The sequence below is a fragment of the Elongatibacter sediminis genome (assembly GCF_037892215.1).
Lineage (GTDB): Bacteria > Pseudomonadota > Gammaproteobacteria > Xanthomonadales > SZUA-36 > Elongatibacter > Elongatibacter sediminis.
The window spans coordinates 42,883-61,660 of sequence record NZ_JAZHOG010000016.1 but is presented as its reverse complement, the minus strand read 5'-3'; the positions used below and the strand labels follow the sequence as shown (position 1 = coordinate 61,660).

General features: G+C 66.0%; 8 protein-coding genes. 2 read left to right on the top strand and 6 right to left on the bottom strand.

Annotated elements, in window-relative coordinates; translation table 11 throughout:
• Nucleotides 1-14 precede the first annotated feature (14 nt).
• Complete coding sequence (locus V3330_RS18590; RefSeq protein ID WP_354696959.1) at nt 15-2,483, top strand: glycosyltransferase; 2,469 nt, start codon at nt 15-17, stop codon at nt 2,481-2,483.
• Nucleotides 2,484-2,517: 34 nt separating this feature from the next.
• Here the strand turns inward: V3330_RS18590 and tsaB are convergent, their stop codons facing one another.
• From tsaB to mrcB, 4 genes are read right to left on the bottom strand one after another with little or no spacing between them, the layout of a single operon-like run.
• Complete coding sequence (tsaB, locus tag V3330_RS18585) at nt 2,518-3,237, bottom strand: tRNA (adenosine(37)-N6)-threonylcarbamoyltransferase complex dimerization subunit type 1 TsaB (protein ID WP_354696958.1); 720 nt, start codon at nt 3,235-3,237, stop codon at nt 2,518-2,520.
• The gene (yoaA, locus tag V3330_RS18580; protein ID WP_354696957.1) at nt 3,234-5,186 is read right to left on the bottom strand and encodes a DNA repair helicase YoaA; all 1,953 of its coding nucleotides are present in this window, start codon (nt 5,184-5,186) and stop codon (nt 3,234-3,236) included. Before yoaA ends, tsaB begins: the two co-directional genes overlap by 4 nt.
• Entirely contained in the window at nt 5,164-5,697 is a 534-nt protein-coding gene (locus tag V3330_RS18575; protein ID WP_354696956.1) for a tetratricopeptide repeat protein, read from the bottom strand. Before V3330_RS18575 ends, yoaA begins: the two co-directional genes overlap by 23 nt.
• The gene (gene mrcB / locus V3330_RS18570; RefSeq protein WP_354696955.1) at nt 5,681-8,041 is read right to left on the bottom strand and encodes a penicillin-binding protein 1B; all 2,361 of its coding nucleotides are present in this window, start codon (nt 8,039-8,041) and stop codon (nt 5,681-5,683) included. Before mrcB ends, V3330_RS18575 begins: the two co-directional genes overlap by 17 nt.
• Before the next feature lie 157 nt (nt 8,042-8,198).
• Between mrcB and V3330_RS18565 the strand changes: the two genes are divergently transcribed.
• A complete protein-coding gene (locus V3330_RS18565; RefSeq protein ID WP_354696954.1) occupies nt 8,199-12,740 on the top strand; it encodes a glycosyltransferase in 4,542 nt (1,513 codons plus the stop codon).
• Between the two features lie 24 nt (nt 12,741-12,764).
• Here the strand turns inward: V3330_RS18565 and V3330_RS18560 are convergent, their stop codons facing one another.
• Nucleotides 12,765-14,951 (bottom strand): RelA/SpoT family protein, encoded by a 2,187-nt coding sequence (locus V3330_RS18560; protein WP_354696953.1) that lies wholly within the window; start codon nt 14,949-14,951, stop codon nt 12,765-12,767.
• Nucleotides 14,952-14,979: 28 nt separating this feature from the next.
• A complete protein-coding gene (gene hrpA / locus V3330_RS18555; RefSeq protein ID WP_354696952.1) occupies nt 14,980-18,690 on the bottom strand; it encodes an ATP-dependent RNA helicase HrpA in 3,711 nt (1,236 codons plus the stop codon).
• Nucleotides 18,691-18,778: the final 88 nt, after the last annotated feature.

Sequence of the window (18,778 nt, the reverse complement as noted above, 5' to 3'; positions counted from 1 at the left end):
CCTGGAACCCGGCCATGCGCGTCCTCTACCTCACCACCGAACCGGAACTCGCCGAAGGCGACGTGGTTACCGGCAACGCCCTTCGGGCCCGGCAACTCACGGGCGCATTGCGCCGCGCCGGGCATGATGTTGAAACGGTCTGGCCCGCCGACCCGACGGCGGCGGCCGGCGACACGCAGGAAGCCCATGGTTCCGGGTCAGTCCGCGGCCGCGATGCACTACGGGCCCGCATCGCCCGGTCGAAGCCCGGGGTCATCCTGGTCGGCTACTGGGAGTTACTCGGCCTGTTGCCATTCGACCTGGAGCAACCGCTGGTGCTCGACTTCGTCGCGCCGCGCCCACTCGAAGCGCTGTACGAATCGCCCGCCCAGGTCGCGGGCGAGGTTCGCCGTCTGCGCGCCGGTCTGCGGCGGTGCGACCGCGTGCTGGTCGGCAACGAGCGACAACGCCGCCTGCTGCTGCTCACGCTGATTGAAGCCGGTTTCGACTTGCGTGGCCGTGAAACCGTACTGGTCGTGCCGCTGGGCGCTGAATGCGTCACGCCCGCAGCGGACCGGCAACCCGGAGAAGATTCGAATGGCGCCTGGCAATGCGTCACCGGCGGCGTGCGTTGGCCCTGGCGCCACCAGACCCCGTGGCTGGAGGCCCTGGCGCAGGCGGCCGACGGCTCGGGGCTGTCGGCCCGCATCATCAATTTCGAAGGTCCCTACCGGGCGCACGCCGATGAACCGGGAGCGGTGGATCTCCTGCATCAGCCCGAGCATCCGCTGATCGAACACCGTCCGCTGTTGCCGTATCGTGAGTACAGCACGTTTCTGACACGGGACGCGCACATCGGTGTCGAACTGGCCGACTGCAATATCGAACGCGAACACAGTCAGTCTTTTCGCTCACTGGACTTCCTGCGCCACGGCCTGCCCCTGCTGTGCAACGAGTATCTGCCCATCGCGTCCCTGGTTGGCCGTTACGGCGCCGGGTGGCGCATCGATACGCCGGGAGATCTGCGGGAGTGGGCCCGCGCGCTCGCGGCCGAACCCGAACAGTGGCGAACCCGCTCGCAAGCCGCTCTCGCGCTGGCCAGGGAAGCACTCGACCCGGACCGCCTGGCGGCGCCGCTGCTGGACTGGCTGCAGGAGCCGCATCGCACACTGCGATTGCCGCCGAGCGAGCGCGATGCCGACTGCGAGCCCGTACTGGGCGTTCCGCCACTGGCCGAACGTCTCAAACGCCAATGGAAGCTGGTGCGGCGCGCGGCCCTGCTGCGCATGACCGGCCTGCGAACACCGGGCAACGGAGTGGTTTTCGTGACCCGTTCCGATTTGTTCCCACCCGACCACGGCGCCGCGGTCCGCACGGTGGAAACAGCACGCGCACTCGGCCGCCTCGGTGTCGCCGTCGGCATCGTCACGGACTCGCCAGGCGGCTGGTACCGTTACCAGGACGGCGAGTTCAAGTTGCAGCCCTACCCGGTCTGGCACCGACTGGTCTGCCGACCGGCCGCCTGGGTGAAGCTGATGCATTACTCGAGCGATCTGCCGCTGAGCAACAGTTTTCTTTACCTGCCCCTGACCGACCGGGGATTCTACTGGCGCATCCTGACGGCGGCTTCGTCCACCCGGGCCGGCGTGCTGCAGGCCGAATTCCCGGCCTACGCCCAGCCCTGCCTGCGGGTACGCGAAGCCATCGGAAGTCGTGTGGTATTGGTGGAACACAACGTCGAATACGAACGCCTGCGCAGTCAGGTCGGCGAACTGTCGTCCGGACAGTACCAGCGGCTTCGCGCCATCGAAATCGACCTGTGCAACCGGTCCGATGCCGTCGTCTGCGTGTCCGACAATGACCGTCAGCGCCTGATCGAGGATGGCGTCGAGGCCGTTCACATGACCACCATCCCTCATGGCGTCCGGCTCGACACCTACGCCGCACCCGCCGTGGAGGGAGTGCGCGAGCGTTACGGCATCAAGGCCGGCCAGCCGGTGCTGGCCTTCCACGGCACGTTTTCCTATCCGCCCAACCGCAAGGCCATCGCGGTGTTCGCCGACACGCTGCTGCCAGCGCTGGAACGTGCCGGACTCGAAGCTCACGTACTTGCGATTGGACGCGAGCCACCCCCGACCAGCCCTCATCCGCGCATTCACTTCACCGGCAGCGTGGCCGACGTGGCGCCCTGGCTCAAGGCCGCCGATCTCGCCGTGGTTCCATTGACCGATGGCGGCGGAACCCGGATGAAAATCGTCGACTGCTTCGCGGCCGGGCTGCCGGTCATCAGTACCTCCAAGGGCATTGAAGGCATACCTGCCGAACCGGGACTCCACGCACTCGTCATTGACGACTGGGACGAAATGACCGCGGCCATCACCCGGTTGTGGCGGGATCAGGCCGAACGTGAGGCACTGGCGGCCAGCGGGGGGGAATTCGCCGCGCGACTCGACTGGAGCGAGATTGCCCGGCGCTACCGGACGTTGTACGCGACACTGGGCTGAGGCGCGCCGGCACCCACACCCCCGGTCAGGCGCCTCAGGCGTTTCGGGCCGGCTTGTCGGCCACGTGATCCCGCACATACACCGGCTGAGCCTCCTGCGCGGGCAAGGGCGCCTGAGTCTCCAGCCAGGTTCGAGCCAGCGGAATCAGGGCCGAGGCACGCGGCAACAGGTCCGGGCGCACTTCCTTCAGTGTCACACCCAGCCGGCGGAGCGCCGGGTATCGTTCGAAGCCGTTGCCACAACCGATGGTTTCCGCGACCGGCTCCACACGGATTTCCGCCGGGTCGCATACCCGCTCCGCGCCAAGCAATTCAAGGTCAGCGGTTCCCGCCGCAGAGCGGGCTGTGCCGGCCGGTACGGGTTCACGCACGGCAAAGCGAGCCGTGAACACCTCATCCATGCGCGCGTCCATCGCCACCACGATGTTCTCGGCTCCGCGATCCAGCGCCTGAACGGCGACCGCGGCCAGGGACGAAACCGGAACGACCGGCAATCCCGCGCCCCATGCCAGGCCCTGAACCGCACCGATGCCAATCCGCAGGCTGGTGAAGCTGCCCGGCCCACGCCCGAAAACGACCGCATCCAGGTCGGTCAGCCGCAGCCCGGCTTGCGCCAGAACGGTACGTACCGAGGCGAGCAGCAATTCCGCGTGTTTCAACGGCGCGTGCGCATGCTGCTCGTGAATGTTCGAGCCCTCGGCAAGCGCCACCGAGCAGGCCTCCGAAGAGGTTTCAATCGCCAGCAGTCGCTTCATGTCTTGTCTCTCAGGAATTGTTCCACTTCGTCCTGTTCCTCCGCCGGCGTCATGGGCGGGAGGCTTTCCCGGAATACCCGGCCATAGGATCGCGTGCGGATGCGCGGATCACAAATCACCAGCACCCCGCGGTCGTTCACATCACGTATCAGCCGGCCCGCCCCCTGTTTGAGACCGATAACCGCCTCGGGCAGGTAGAGCTCGACGAAAGGGTTGCCGCCCGCACGTCGCAAGGCATCACTGCGTGCTTCCATGACGGGATCGTCGGGAGCCGCGAACGGAAGCTTGTCGATGACAACCAGTGACAAGGCCTCCCCGATCACATCCACACCCTCCCAGAAACTGGACGTGCCCAGCAGCACACCGTTGCCCGAATCCCGAAACGTCTCCAGCAGCAGGCTGCGGGGCTGCTCACCCTGGACGAACAACGGAAAGTCCACACGTTCCTCCAGTGCCTCGGCCGCCTCGCGCAGCGCGCGATGGGAGGTGAACAACAGGAAGGCCCGGCCCCGGCTGGCATCCAGCAGGGAGACCACGATGTCCAGAAAACGCGGCATCCAGGACGGATCCCGGGGTTCGGGCAGACTTTCCGGCAACCAGACGCGGGCGTTTCCCGGATAGTCGAACGGTGAGTCCAGCAACAGGGTCTGCGCATCGTCCAGGCCCAGGCGGGTCGTGAAATGGCTGAAATCCCCGCCGACGGCCAGGGTCGCCGACGTAAAGATCCAACTGGCCTCACTCTGTTCCCGAAAACCGCCGAAGGTCGAAGCCACATCCAGCGGCGTGATATTCAGCGCGAAACCGCGCCCACGGCGCTCGTACCAGCGCACTTCGGCCGGGTCGGCATCCGCGTCGAACCGGTCGAACATGGCCTGCAGATCCCGGACACGATCAATGCCGTGATCCAGCGGTCTCGTCCGCCCCTCCAGGGAGCCGGCGATCCGGGAAAGCTCGATCACGGCGGTGTCCAACCCCTGCAATCCCTGGCGCACCTCGTCGCTGCGCATGAGTTCCTGCCACGGCCCGCGTTCCGCGGGCCGATCCGACATGACGACCTGAAGTTCACGCAACATCTGCTGGGTCCGGGCGACCGGTTCCTGCAACAGCGCCAGCGCTCCGCTGACCCCGGCACATTCAGCGATGAGATCCCGGCACGCGTCTTCGACCTGCCGTGCCGACAGGCTCAGGCTGAAAAAACGGGCGGCCGTTTCGGGCGCCAGATGTGCTTCGTCCACGACGAACACGCCGGCACCGGGCAGAACTTCGCCAAATCCGCTTTGCTTGATGGCCATGTCGGCGAACAACAGGTGGTGGTTGACCACGACCACGTCGGCCTCCTGCGCCTCCCGGCGCGCCCGCGCGACGAAACAGTCGTCGAATCGGGGGCACTCGGAGCCCAGGCAGTTGTCCGCCGTGGACGTGACCAGGGGCATCAGTCCGCTGTCCCCGGTCACCACCGGAGTCAGGGACAGGTCACCATCCGCGGTCTGTACCGACCACTCCCTGACCGCTTGTAATTCCGCCACGGCGGTCCGCCCCGGCAGCCGGCCCTCGTGCAACGCCAGATCCATGCGGTGCAGGCACAGGTAATTGCTCCGGCCTTTCAGCAGCGCGGAGTGAATGTCGACGCCGAGCGCGTCCGCGACCAGGGGCAGATCGCGGAAGTACAACTGGTCCTGCAGGGTTTTGGTTCCGGTTGAAACGATCGCCCGCTGTCCGCTCTGCAGGGTTGGCACGAGATACGCCAGTGTCTTGCCGATACCGGTCCCGGCCTCGATCACGAGAGCGCTCGGATCCTGCAGCGCCGCCTCGACGGCGGCGGCCATGCGAATCTGCTCTGCGCGCGGCGCGAATCCCGGCAGCTTACCGGCAAACGGCCCGCCCTGATCCAGCGCGCGAGAGCTGGCTCCCGTGACGGCGCCCGGCTCAGTAGCCCCGCGGCTTGGCACTCATGCACTCGCTGGCGCGTTGATCGGCGCGGCGGGCACCGCCACCATCGCCCATGCGTTCGTAGGCCAGGCTGATGGTATGCCAGTTACGGCTGCACAGTTCGCCGACCCGCGGCCCGGCATCGTAGGAACGCGTGGCGAAATTCAGCGCCTGCGGGTAATCCTGCTTGCGTATCTGGACTTCGGCCATGAACTGCAGAATCTCCGGATCACGCGGCTGGATGCGCAATGCGCGTTCCAGCGAAACCGCAGCGGCATCGTAGCGCCCCGCCTTCTCGGATTCACGTGCGCTGGCGATCAATTGCTTGACCGCCGGATTCTGCATCGGAAAAACCTGCACACCCTCGGACTGTTGCCGCGCGGGTTCCCTGACGCGCTCCTGCACTTCACGGTCCGGGTCCGGCGCGCCGCCGGGCGGTCCGGGCGGTGGCCCCGCGCAGGCGCCCAGCAGCAGCGCCAGCAGCAGCGCGGCGACGGCCCGGTGGGTTCTTGGTTCAATCCTTTGAGTCAAACCACTTCTTCCAGAAAGCTTCATCATCGTTTTCGTTCAGTACGGCGAGACAGTCGCTGACCCGGGTCGGTTCGGAACCGCTGACGAACGGCACCTGGATGGCGCCGGGACAGTCCTCGGCGGTCACCGAATGATCAACCCGGTCGACCCACAGCCAGAACGCACCGTCCGGCATGCGCAGGTCGACCGGCTCCAGGGGCAGTTCGCGGAACAGACGCGCCCAGACGCGCATGGCGGCATTGCTGCCGGTTACTCCGGCCGGCCGGTTATCGTCGCGCCCTACCCAGGCCACGCCGATCAGGTCCCGAGTATAGCCGACGAACCAACTGTCCCTGCGATCGTTGGTGGTGCCGGTCTTGCCGGCAATCACCGTATTTTCACCCAGCAGCCCGGGCAGTGCCCTGGCCGTTCCGCGTTCGACCACCTGGGTCAGCGCATAGTTCAGCACACCGATGGCCTCCCGGTTCGGCTGCGGCAGCAGCCGCAGTGGGTAGCGCACCAGTTCACCGCCACCCTCGGTCTGCACGGCGATGACCGAGCGCAGAGGCACACTGTAGCCACCGGCCGCGATCGACTGATAGACCTGGGCGACTTCCAGCGGAGTCAGCTCAACGGCGCCCAGAAACACCGACGGCACCGGGTCGACGTCGACGGATATGCCGAGCTGCTGCAGCTTGCGCAGCAGATAATTGATGCCGACCTGCAGTCCGAGGTGCACGGTCGCCTGGTTGTAGGATTGCGTCAGAGCATCCAGCAGGCTTACCGGCCCGTGCGACATGCGGTCGAAATTGTCGGGAGTCCAGTCGCTGCCGTCGGCCTGCCGCAGAGTGACCGGCGCATCATCGATACGGGTCAGCAGATTGAACTGTTCCGGGTGTTCCAGCGCGAGCAGGTACACCAGCGGTTTGATCACCGACCCGATCTGCCGGCGCGCGTTCAGGGCCCGGTTGAACCCCACCCGTCCGGCGTAGCGGTCTCCGACCAGGGCCCGGATCTCGCCGCTGGTCACGTCAGCCAGTACCAGCGCTCCCTGCAGTGAATCCGGCAAGCCGGCCTCGGCCAGACGATCGAGTCCGTCGCTGACGGCGCGTTGGGCCTTTTCCTGCGCCGAGGGCGACAGAGTGGTGAAAATGCGCAGCCCTTCGGACTTCAGGTCCTCCTCGCGATACACCTGTGCCAGCTGGTGGCGCACCAGTTCGATGAATGCACTGTAGCGTGTTTCACCCAACCGGCCCCTGGGGGTCACTTCCAGCGGCATCGCGACCGCCTGCCGGGCCTGATCTTCAGTCAGCAGTCCGGTTTCGGCGAACATGCCCAGAACCCGGTTGCGGCGATCCAGGGCCCGTTCGGGATTGCGCCGGGGGTTATACAGCGAAGCTCCGCGCACCATGCCCACCAGCAGGGCGATCTGATGCGGTTCCAGGCGATCCAGTGGTTGCGAGAAATAGAATGTACTGGCCCGCCCGAATCCGTGGATGGCCAGGGAACCCTGCTGACCCAGATAGACCTCGTTGACATAGGCTTCGAGAATTTCGCCCTTGTCGTAATGCAGTTCCAGCAGCACGGCCATGATGGCTTCGTTCAATTTCCGCGCCAGGGTCCGCTCATCGGTCAAGAAATAATTCTTGACCAGTTGCTGGGTCAGCGTACTGCCGCCCTGCACGGCCCTGCCCGCTCTGAGGTTGGCCCACAGCGCGCGCCCGATTCCGCGCCAATCGATGCCGGGATGGTGTTTGAAATTGCGGTCCTCCACGGCCTGCAGCCCGGTCACGAGCAACGGCGGCACGTCGGCCAGGCGCACCAGGGTTCGGTCTTCGCGCTGCAGGGGGTAGATCGAAGCCAGTTCCGCGGGCTCCAGCCGCGCCAGGTCGATCGCAGCGCCGCTGTCCAGGTCCTTCAGCGCCGCAACCCGCCCCCCGGCCAGGGAAACGCGCAGGCGTCCCGCCTTCTCCTGATGGTCCGCAAAGCGGAAGGAGCGCCGGTGGATATCGATATGCCCCCCGGACACCCGGTACCGTCCGGCGCGATCGATGTTTCCCGAAGGCCGGTAGCCGGCGGCCTGCAATTCGAATTCGAGATCATTGCGCGTCAGTGCGAGCCCCGGATAGATATCCAGCGGACGAGCGTAGACCCGGCTCGGCAGATCCCATTTCCGTCCTTCGAACTCGGTGGTGACCTGATAATTCAGATACACCACCCAGGGCACGAGCACGCCGAGAGTGATTCCGCCCAGGAACAGGCTCAGGCGCCAGATTCTGCCCGGCCAGCGCCGGACGGGTTTCCGGGCGGCCTTACGAACCGGCCTGGACCGTTTGCTGACGCGCTTTTTCCGGGATCTTGCCATCGCCTTCCTGTGCTTGTTGTAATTCGGACTCAATCAGCGGCCGCGGGTGACATCAACCCGGCCTTTGACCATAATGGCGTGATTTCATCCCTGCCCGCGGCACGGCAGGTTACATGCCTGCTCGCCAGGTTTCGAATTCTGCCAGATTTCCCCATCCATGACGTCACCTTCAACCGCCAACCCGCCGGAATCGGACTCGCACCAGTCCCGCGCGCCGGCGCCCCTGATTTGGCGGCCCGGCGGCGGCTCACCGGGGCTTGCGGCCGCCCTGGACTGGGCGGAGTGGAATCCGGCCACTGATCTGCCAGTTCGCCGTCTGGGGCAGGCACTGACCGAATTCGCGGCCGCGCATCCCGGCCGTTCGCTGCTGATCGTCAGTGCCGATTTCGAACTGCCACCGGAGACGGCCCGCCGGATCGCGGCCCTGTGTCCCGCCGACCGGGATGCCGCCCCGTTCGCCATCAGCGTGCTCAGTAACGTCGAAACCGGTCTCGATCCGTTCTGCGGACTGGACGCGACCGGATTTCTCCAGGCTGGCCGCGAACCGGTGCCCGATTCGAACGACCGCGGGTCCGCAGACGAAACCGCGCCGGAGCCGGTAGCGGATGGGGACGACAAACGCGCGGACCGGCTGGTGTCCCTGCTGGGTTCCGGTTCCCTGCTGGCACTGGACCGGTGGCCGGGCCATTTCGTGCTGCTGTCGCCCCGGGCCGTGGACAGCCTCGCCGACCAGACCATCGATGCCTCCGCCGCGGCAACCCGTCTGCGCGATGCTGGCGGCGGCCTGTGGGTCAGTGATGCCATTTACGCGCACGATCCCGGCCGTCCACTCAGCGCAGGCGAGGAACTCGCGCCCCATGAGGACTACCGCCCACCGCCCTGGGGTCTGCTGCGCGCGCGCCTGTCGCGCTGGCTGACCAGTCGCAACCCCGGTCTGCCTTTTTCGGTGGCGGCGGAATCCCGTTCCGCCACTTTGCACATCACCCACAGCTGGGGCGGCGGGGTCGCCCGCTGGGTCGACTCGTTCATCGAAGCCGACCCGGACGGCCGTCATTTCCAGTTGCGCTCGGAAGGCCCGCGTTCCGGTGCCGGGGCCGGACAGCGTCTCGCGTTGTACGCGGGTACCCGCGAGGAAACACCCATCGCCACCTGGTGGCTGAATCCGGCCATCCCGTCCTGCACGCCGGCGCATGCCCAGTACCGTGAAATTCTCGGCGACCTGCTGGACCGGCGCGGAATCGGCCGAGTCCTGGTCTCCTCGCTGGTTGGACACAGTCTGGACGCCTTGCGGACCGATCGCCCCACCCTGCAGGTGATGCACGATTATTACCCCTGCTGGCCACTGCTCGGCATCAATCCCGAGCCCTTTATCGAAGCCGCCCCGGACCACCCACTGTCAGCGGCGCTGGGGGAACACCGGCTGTTGCCGGACCTGAGCGACCGCGATGCCGCCGCCTGGCAACACGTGGCCGGGCAGTGGCGCGAGACCGTCGTGCGGCACCAGGTGCGGATGGTGGCCCCCAGTCATTCGGTGGTCGACCTGCTCGGGCGGCTCGATCCGGGCTGGAAGGATATTTCCGTGGAGGTCGTGCATCACGGCCTGCCCCACCTGCCGGGTTGCGGCCCGGTCATGGCCCGCGCCCGCGATGACGAACGACTGCGCATCGTCATCCCGGGCCGCATGTCCGAAGGCAAGGGCCGCCAGTTATTGCTCGATGCACTGCCCGAACTGACCCGCCACGCCCAGGTTTACCTGCTCGGCGCGGGCAAGGACGGCGAATCCTTCTTCGGCCGCTCGGGCGTTCACGTCATTCCCGAATACCGCCGGGAGGATCTGGCAGCGCTGCTGCACACGATCGGGCCGCACCTGGCCGCCCTGGTCTCGACCGTACCGGAGACGTTCAGTTACACCCTGTCCGAAATGCGCCAACTCGGAATTCCGGTCGTCGCCACCCGGGTGGGCAGCCTGGCGGAACGCATTCGACATGAACACAACGGCCTGCTGATCGATCCCGTACCGGCGGCGCTCAACGAGTGCGTGGCCAGGCTGCATGACAACCCGGAATTACTGGATTCGATGCGCGCCCATCTCGACGGTATCGAGCCCTACGACACCCCGGCGATGGTAGCCGCCTACGACCGGCTGTGTCCGGTGCGGCAAGGGGATACCGGGGCCGGACGATCGCCGGCCCGCGCGGTCAGCGACGGGCGGATTCAGCAGGCCGCCACGGACGATCTCGCCGCCCGGCTGGAACGCGAAAACCGGGGTCTGACCGAACGGTCGGAACAACAGCAGGCCGAACTCGAGCGGCGCACGGAATGGGCGCTCGAACGGGACCGCGCACTGCAACAGGAGATCAAACGGCGCCGTGAATGGGTCGGCCGGCTTGAAGCCCACGTCAAGGCTTTGAAACAGGCTCTGAATTCCGAGCGTACGCAACTCGCCGAGGTCCTGGCCAGTTCGTCCTGGCGCGTGACGCGCCCGCTCCGGGTGGCACGCCGGGTCAGCGCCAATCTCCGCCGTGCCCGGGCCTGGAATCCGATGCGCTGGCCCCTGCTGCTGTCACAGGCCGTACGCACCGTCAGTACCCAGGGCCTGGCCGGCGCACTCGACCGGTCCCAGCAATCTCCGGCGAATTCGGAGCCACCCCGGGCCCGCACCATCGACGGCCTGGAGCCCATTGGAAACCCGCAGGCGCCGGACCGGTTTCCCCGGGTCGAGGCGCCCGATGTCAGTATCGTGATACCGGTCTACAACAAGTGGGCCTACACCGCCGCCTGCCTGCGCTCTCTGCTCGCCGCGCCTGCCGAGGCCCGGTTCGAGATCATCGTCGTCGACGACCATTCCAGCGATGAAACGGAATCGCGACTCGCCGGCATTGAGGGACTGACCGCGCTGCGAAACCGGCGCAACGCGGGCTTCGTGCGCAGCTGCAATCGTGGCATCGAGGCGGCTCGCGGACGGTACGTGGTGCTGCTGAACAACGACACCCAGGTGATGGATGGCTGGCTGGATGCCTTGCTGCGCACCTTCGACGAACATCCCGACACCGGCCTCGCCGGAGCCCGGCTGATTTACCCGGATGGAAGCATGCAGGAAGCCGGCGGCCTGATTTTCAATGACGGCTCCGGGTGGAATTACGGGCGCGGCGATGACGGGGACCGACCCGAATTCGCCTACGTGCGCGAAGTCGACTACTGTTCCGGTGCCTGCATCATGTTACCGACCGATCTGATGCGGCGGCTGGGCGGCTTCGACGAGCGCTATGCGCCCGCCTACTACGAAGACACCGACCTTGCGTTCCGGGTCCGCGAAGCCGGCCTCAAGGTGCGCCTGCAACCCGAAGCCACCATCGTGCACCACGAAGGCGTTTCGTCCGGCACCGATCTGAACAGCGGCGCCAAGCGTTATCAGCAGGTCAATCAGCGCAAATTCCGGGAACGCTGGGCGCAAGCACTGGCCAAGCAGCCCGCACCGATTGCCGACCCCGACGACCCGGAGGCCGTGCGGAGGGCTCGCGATCACCGATTGCGGGGACGCGTGCTGGTGATCGACGCGCACACCCCGCAACCCGACCAGGATTCCGGCAGCCTGCGGCTGCGCCATCTGTTCCACTGTTTCCAGCGGCTCGGCTACGGCGTGAGTTTTTTCGCGGACAATCGCGGTTACGAGCCGGTCTACTCCCGAGCCCTGCAGCAGGCCGGCGTGGAGGTGCTCTACAACCCCTGGCTCGAATCCTTGCGGGACTTTTTCGCCGAGCGTGGCCCGGAGTTCGACATCGTGCTGATCAGCCGGCATTACGTGGCCGTCAATTACATCAGCCTGATCCGCCGGTATTGCCCGCGGGCGAAATTCGTGTTCGACACGGTCGACCTGCATTACCTGCGCGAGGAGCGCCTGGCCGAACTGGAGAACAGCCTGCCCCTCAAGCGCGTTGCCGCGCAGACCCGGCGCTCGGAACTGGGCGTTATCCGGGCCGCGGACGCGACCCTGGTCGTCAGTCCGGTGGAGCAGGAAGTGTTGTCACGCGACCTTCCCGGGGCGCGCGTGCATGTTCTGTCGAACATTCATCGCCTGGGCGGCACCGGCAAACCCTTCGACGAGCGTCAGGACATCTTTTTCGTCGGCGGCTATCAGCACCCGCCCAACGTGGACGCGGCGCAGTGGTTCGTCGGCAGCATCTGGCCACGGATTCGCGAACAGCTTCCGGATATCCGCTTCCACCTGATCGGCAGCAAGGCCAGCGAAGCGGTACGCAGCCTCGCCGGAAACGGGGTCGAGTTTCACGGTTTCGTCGAGGATCTGGACCCGTGGCTGGAAGGCTGCCGGCTGGCAGTCGCGCCGCTGCGTTACGGCGCCGGCGTCAAGGGGAAAGTGAATATGAGCATGAGCCGCGGCCAGCCAGTGGTCGCCACCCCGATGGCCGTGGAAGGCCTGTTCGCCTGCGACGGGGAAGACGTGCTGGTTGCGGAAACTGCCGAAGACTTCGCAAGGGCGGTGGTGCGGCTCTACCGCGACCCGGCCCTGTGGGCACGCATCGCCGCCGGAGGCCGGGAAAACGTTCGCCGGCATTTCTCGGTGGACGTAGCGCAATCGAATCTGGCGCGCTTGCTGGATGCGCTCGGCAAGCCGGTTCCGCCGCACCAGGAAACGGACCCGGGCGCAACAGAGCGGGCACTTCGGGCCGGTGACGGTTGAGGCACCAAAGCCATTGGAGCCGGGTCAGTCCCGCGCGGCACCTTCCGCCAGGCGGCGCGCGCCGAGCACGTTGGGCACGCTGGACAGGCGATTCAGCAACTCGCTGAGTTGCTCGTAGTCCCGCACCCTGAGAACCAGCCGAATGGTCACCTCGTCCGTCATGTCGTCCAGCCGGCTGTTGATGTCGGTCACCTGCACATCCGAGGTGGCCAGCACATTGGAAATGTCACGAATCAGTTCGCGCCGGTCGAATGCCCTGATCTCCAGACTCACCGGGTAGCGCGTGGTCGGTGCCTCACCCCAGCGCACCTGCAACAGGCGCGGGTTCTGTTCGCGCTGCCAACGGAGCGCCTGCGGGCAATCTTCCCGGTGAATCGTGACGCCGCGGCTGCGAGTCACATAGCCGACGACCGGATCGCCCGGGACCGGCTGACAACATTTCGCCATGGTCGTCATCAGGTTACCGACACCTTCAATGGTCACATCGTCCGCGCCCCGGCCCGCACGCCCTCGCTGGCGTACCGGTGTCCGGGTCAGGAGATCTTCGGCACTGGGTTGCGCCGACTCGGCCTGGCGGCGTTCCACCGCGCTGATGACCTGCCCGACCGTGAGGTCGCCGCTGCCCACCGCCACGTAAAGATCCTCGACGTCGCCCTGACTGAACCGCGCGGCCACCGCGTCCATGTCCCTGGGTTCGAGACCCATGCGCCGTGCCTCGGTCTCCACCGCTTCGCGCCCGGCGCGCAGATTGTCCTCGCGGCTTTCCTTCTTGAACCACTGCCGAACCTTGCTGCGCGCGCGCCCGCCGCGGATGTAGCCCAGACGGGGATTCAGCCAGTCGCGGCTCGGTCCGGCCTGTTTGGCCGTGAGGATTTCCACCCGGTCACCGGTCTTCACGCCATGGGTCAGCGGCACGATACGGCCATTCACCTTGGCGCCGCGGCACCGGTGACCGACTTCGGTATGAACGCTGTATGCGAAATCCAGCACCGTGGAACCCGCCGCCAGGTCGACCACCTGCCCGCGCGGCGTCAACACATAGACCCGATCCTCCGAGGTGGCTGAACGGAAACTGTCCAGCAGACTCTCGTCGTCCAGCTCATCACCACTGGCTTCGAGTAACTGACGCATGACGGCGATTTTGTTTTCGAAACCGGGGTCGCGCGGACCCCCTTCCTTGTAGCGCCAGTGGGCGGCGACGCCCAGTTCGGCGTGTTCGTGCATCTCCAGGGTGCGAATCTGGACTTCGACCGCGCGGCCAGAGGCATCGGACACCGCGGTATGCAACGACTGGTAGTTGTTGCCCTTGGGTGTGGTGATGTAGTCATCGAATTCGCCCGGAATCGGTTGCCACAGGGTGTGCACCAGTCCCAGCACGCTGTAGCAGTCGGGTACGTCATCGACCAGCACACGCACCGCCCGAACATCGAACAGTTCGTGAAAGTCGATGCCCTTGCGCTGCATCTTTTTCCAGATGCTGTAGATGTGTTTGGGCCGTCCCTTGACGCTGGCGCGGATGCCGGCTTCATGCAAGGCCGTCGAGAGTTTTTCCATGAACGCTTCGATGAAACGTTCCCGCTCGGCCCGCCGTTCCGCTACCAGTTTTGCGATCCGCTGATACTGCGCCGGATCCTGGTGTCGAAAAGCCCGATCCTCGAGTTCCCATTTGACCTGCCAGACACCGAGACGGTTCGCCAGAGGGGCGTGAATCAGCATGGTTTCGCGCGCCAGCGCGCGAGCCTGCTCGCTGTCGGCCGCAACGTTGCGCAACAGCACCAGTTGCCACGCCAGATCGACCAGCACCACCCGCACATCGTTGACGAGGGCCAGCAGCAAACGGCGCAGACCTTCCGCACTGCGCTCGCTGTCGGTCAGTCCCTGCCCGATCTCGAACTGCTTGAGTTTTTGCAATTGTGAAACCTGCCGGCCGACGGCAGCGGGCAGCCGTTCGTGAAGCGAGGCCGGCACGTCCCCGGACTGCCCGGCCGCCAGGACCAGGGCACAACTGACGGTGACCGGGTCGGGCGACAGTGCCTGCAGGATTCCGAGCAATTCCAGCATGCGCGCGCGACCACCGGAATCCAGCTGTGCTTCGTCCTCGATCAGATCCAGCACGACCTCGCATTCGTCCGCCCCCGAACCCACGGATTCGCGGTACTCCGACAGCCAGTCGCGCAGCAGATTGCCATTGTCCGCGGTTTCAGTACCCATTCACCTGTCCATCGAAACCCGGGTTGCTTCAGTCAGTCTCGTCGGCCGCACACACCCGGGCCCAGCTCGATTCCAATCGTTTGGGCGACACTTTTTCGGCCGTGCCCAGCTGCTGGGCGAAAACGGACACCCGGTACTCCTCGAGTTTCCATCGGTAATCATCCAGCGCCTCATCATAGAGCTTTCCGGCTTCCAGGCGAGCCACGTAACGCTGCCAGAAGGGCTCGACCCGGGCCTCCCGTTCACTGTCCCGGGCGGGATTTTCCTCGAGCTGCCGCAGCCGTTCAGCGATCGCGTCCAGGTAACGGGGATAGTGCTCCAGCCGGCCGGACATCAGGTCGGTGAGAAAACCGGAATAAATCATGTCATCCAGCTGCTGGCGCACCCGCTCCGCGACCTCCGGCCAACGGCGCCCAATGCGGCCGGCGAGTAATTCCAGCAGGCCGCCGGCTTTCGGCAACACCTGGTTGAGGAGGTCTGACTGGCGCCGGCCGACCCGGCCCATCCGCGAACGGACCTCATCGGCCAGGCGATCAAAACCTTCCAGGTCCCGGACCGCCCATACCACCCCGGCTGCCAGTGCCAGGCTGCTCCACGCAAGATCGTCTGCCAGGGTCTCCACCGTCGACCAGGCGCGCCAGGCACGCTGGGCTTCCCGGCTCAGGCCGTGGTGCCGGCGCAGGTAGGAGACCTTGTCGGCCAGATTCAGGGCCAGCAACCGCAGCACGCCCTGCGCGTGGGCGGCCGCGGCCTCTTCGGCCTGGTCGAAAAGACGCAGCCCAACCGCATCGCCCTGATCGACCAGTGCCGGCCAGGCGGTCACCCCGGACGGGGTACGGGTCCGTTCCGGCAACTCACCGAAGGTCCATTCCCGCGCTCCGTCGACCGCGAGATCGGCACCCTCTCCCGCCATGAAGGCTTTCCGGGCGGCCTCACCGAAACTCGCCTGCAATTCAGCAAGATCGTGCCCGGCGGCCAGCAACTCGCCGTCCTGGTCCACGACCTCGACACGCATGCGCAGATGCGCGGGCAGAGCCGCTTCGTCGAAATCGCCTGCACCGAGCGTCATCCCCGTCATGCGTTGAAGTTCCTCCGCGCACGCGGTCAGCAAGGCATCACCGGTCCGCCCGCCGAGGGCATCCAGCAGGGCATCGGCGAATACCGGCACCGGCGTCAATGAGCGTCTCTGTGATTTCTTCAGGGTTCGCATCAGGCCGATCAGTTTGTCCCGCAGCAAGCCGGGCACCAGCCACTGCAGTCGGCCGGCATCCAGCGTGTTCAACTGCTCGAGAGGAACCCGAACCGTAACCCCGTCCGCTTCGTGGCCGGGTTCGAAGCGATAGGTCAGCGGCAAGTGATGTCCGCCTGCCTCGAGGCTGTCCGGGAAGCGGTCTTCCGGCGCGCCGGCGGCGTCTTCTCGCATCAGCACATCGTGGCCCATGTACAGCCGCTTTCGGCCCGCTTCACCCAACTGACCGAGCCAGCGCTCCAGGCTCCGCGCGCTGCACACGTCCTGCGGCACCCGGGCGTCGAAGAAGTCGAATTGCGCCTGCTCGTCGGCCAGCACATCCCGCCGGCGCCGCTTGTGCTCCAACTCCTCCACTTCTTCACGCAAGCGGCTGTTGTGCGCCAGGAATTCGGATCGGGTATCGAGTTCACCCCGCACCAGGGCCTCCAGGAGAAAAATCCGCCGCGCCTCCTCCGGGTCGATGCGGGCGTAGTCCACCCGCCGCTTTTCCACCACGACCAGGCCATAGAGGCTGACCTGCTCCCAGGCGAACACCGCCCCGCGCTTACGCGACCAGTGCGGGTCGAAGGTGTGGCGTTTCAGCAGGTGGGCACCCTGGCGCTCGATCCATTCCGGCCGGATGTCCGCCACGGTACGACCCCAGGGGCGGCTGGTCTCGACGATCTCGGCGGCCATGATCCAGCGCGGCATGCGGCCGAACAGTCCGGAGCCCGGAAAGATGTGAAAACTGCGGCCGCGCGCGCCCTGATAGTCCCTGCCTTCCGGGTGCTTCAGTCCAACATGGCTCAAAAGGCCGGACAACAGGGCGAGATGAATCTGCTCGTAGCTGCCGCGCTTGCCACGCAACCGCATTCGATTCTCCCGCGCCAGGTCACGCAACTGCTGGTACAGGTCGAACCACTCCAGCACCCGCTGCCAGCTCAGAAACTCCCGCCGACAGAGCTTGCGAAACTGGTTGCCCGAGACTTCGTGACGCTTGCGGCGCAGGTAGTCCCAGAGCCGGAGCAGTCCGGCGAAATCGCTTTTTTCGTCGGCAAAGCGCTGATGCGCCTCGTCGGCCGCCTGGCGCAGGTCCAGCGGGCGTTCACGCGGATCCTGGATGCTCAACGCCGAGGCCAGCACCAGCGTATCCTCCAGGCAGCCCAGCCGGTCCCCTTCGATAACCATCCGGCCTATCCGCACGTCCACCGGCCAGCGATCCAGGGTGCGGCCCAGCCGGGTCGGCCGGCGCTTGCGGTTCATGGCGCCCAATTCGACCAGTTGGTCGTAGGCCTCGTTGATCATGCGCGGCGCGGGCGGATCGATGAAAGGAAAGGTCTCCACGTTGCCCAGACCCATCACGGATAAACGCAGAATCACCGCACCCAGCGAGGTCCGAAGGATTTCGGGCTCGGTGAATTCGGGCCGGCCCTGAAAATCCTCTTCACTGTACAACCGCACGCAGACGCCGGGCCCCAGACGTCCGCACCGGCCTGCTCTCTGGTTGGCGCTGGCCTGGGACACGGGTTCGATCGGCAGGCGTTGCACCCGGCTGCGGTGCGAGTAACGGCTGATGCGAGCGAATCCGCTATCAATGACGAAGCGAATGCGCGGCACCGTCAACGACGTTTCCGCGACATTGGTGCTGAGTATGATCCGCCGCTCCGGGCCGGGATGGAAAACCCGCCGTTGCTCGGCGGAAGAAAGACGGGCATACAGCGGCAGGATCTCCGTGTGCGGAAGCCGCTGCCGGCCGAGAAAATCCCCCGCTTCACGAATCTCCCGTTCGCCGGCCAGGAAAACCAGGATGTCGCCGGCCGGGTCCCGGCGGCGCAGTCCGCGTTCGGCCTCCGCGATCGCCCGGTACAGGTCCCGCCCGCCGGTATCGCCATCACGCCCGGCGTCTTCCAGCGGCTGCCACAGCATTTCGACCGGATAACCGCGACCCGACACTTCGATGACCGGAGCGCCGCCGAAATGAGCCGAGAATTTTTCCGTATCGATGGTCGCCGACGTAATGACCAGCTTCAGATCGGGCCGTCGCGGCATCAGGGTTCTGAGGTAACCCAGCAGGAAATCGATATTCAGGCTGCGTTCGTGCGCTTCATCGATGATCAGGGTGTCATAGGCCTTGAGCAGGGGATCGGATACCGACTCCGCCAGCAAAATGCCGTCTGTCATGAACTTGATGCGGCTGTTCGGCCCGGTGCGGTCGCGAAACCGGACCTGGTACCCGACCGTTTCACCCACCTCGTTACCGAGTTCTTCGGCCACACGGGCGGCCATGGCCTGGGCCGCGATGCGCCGCGGCTGGGTGCATCCGATCAATCCCTCATCGCCGCGACCGGCCTCGAGGCAGAACTTCGGCAACTGCGTGGTCTTGCCCGAACCGGTCTCCCCGGCGACGATGATCACCTGGTGAGCGCCCAGGGCGGCGAGAATCCGTTCCCTGCAGGCCGTGATGGGCAGGGCGGGATCGTAGGTCGGGTGCGGCGCTGCCTTCGTCTCCATCGCGCCGAATGATACAGCGAACGGACGAACCGCGAAGACCGCCGGATCACACGGGTCGGGAGACATCCCTGCCCACGCCGGACAAGCC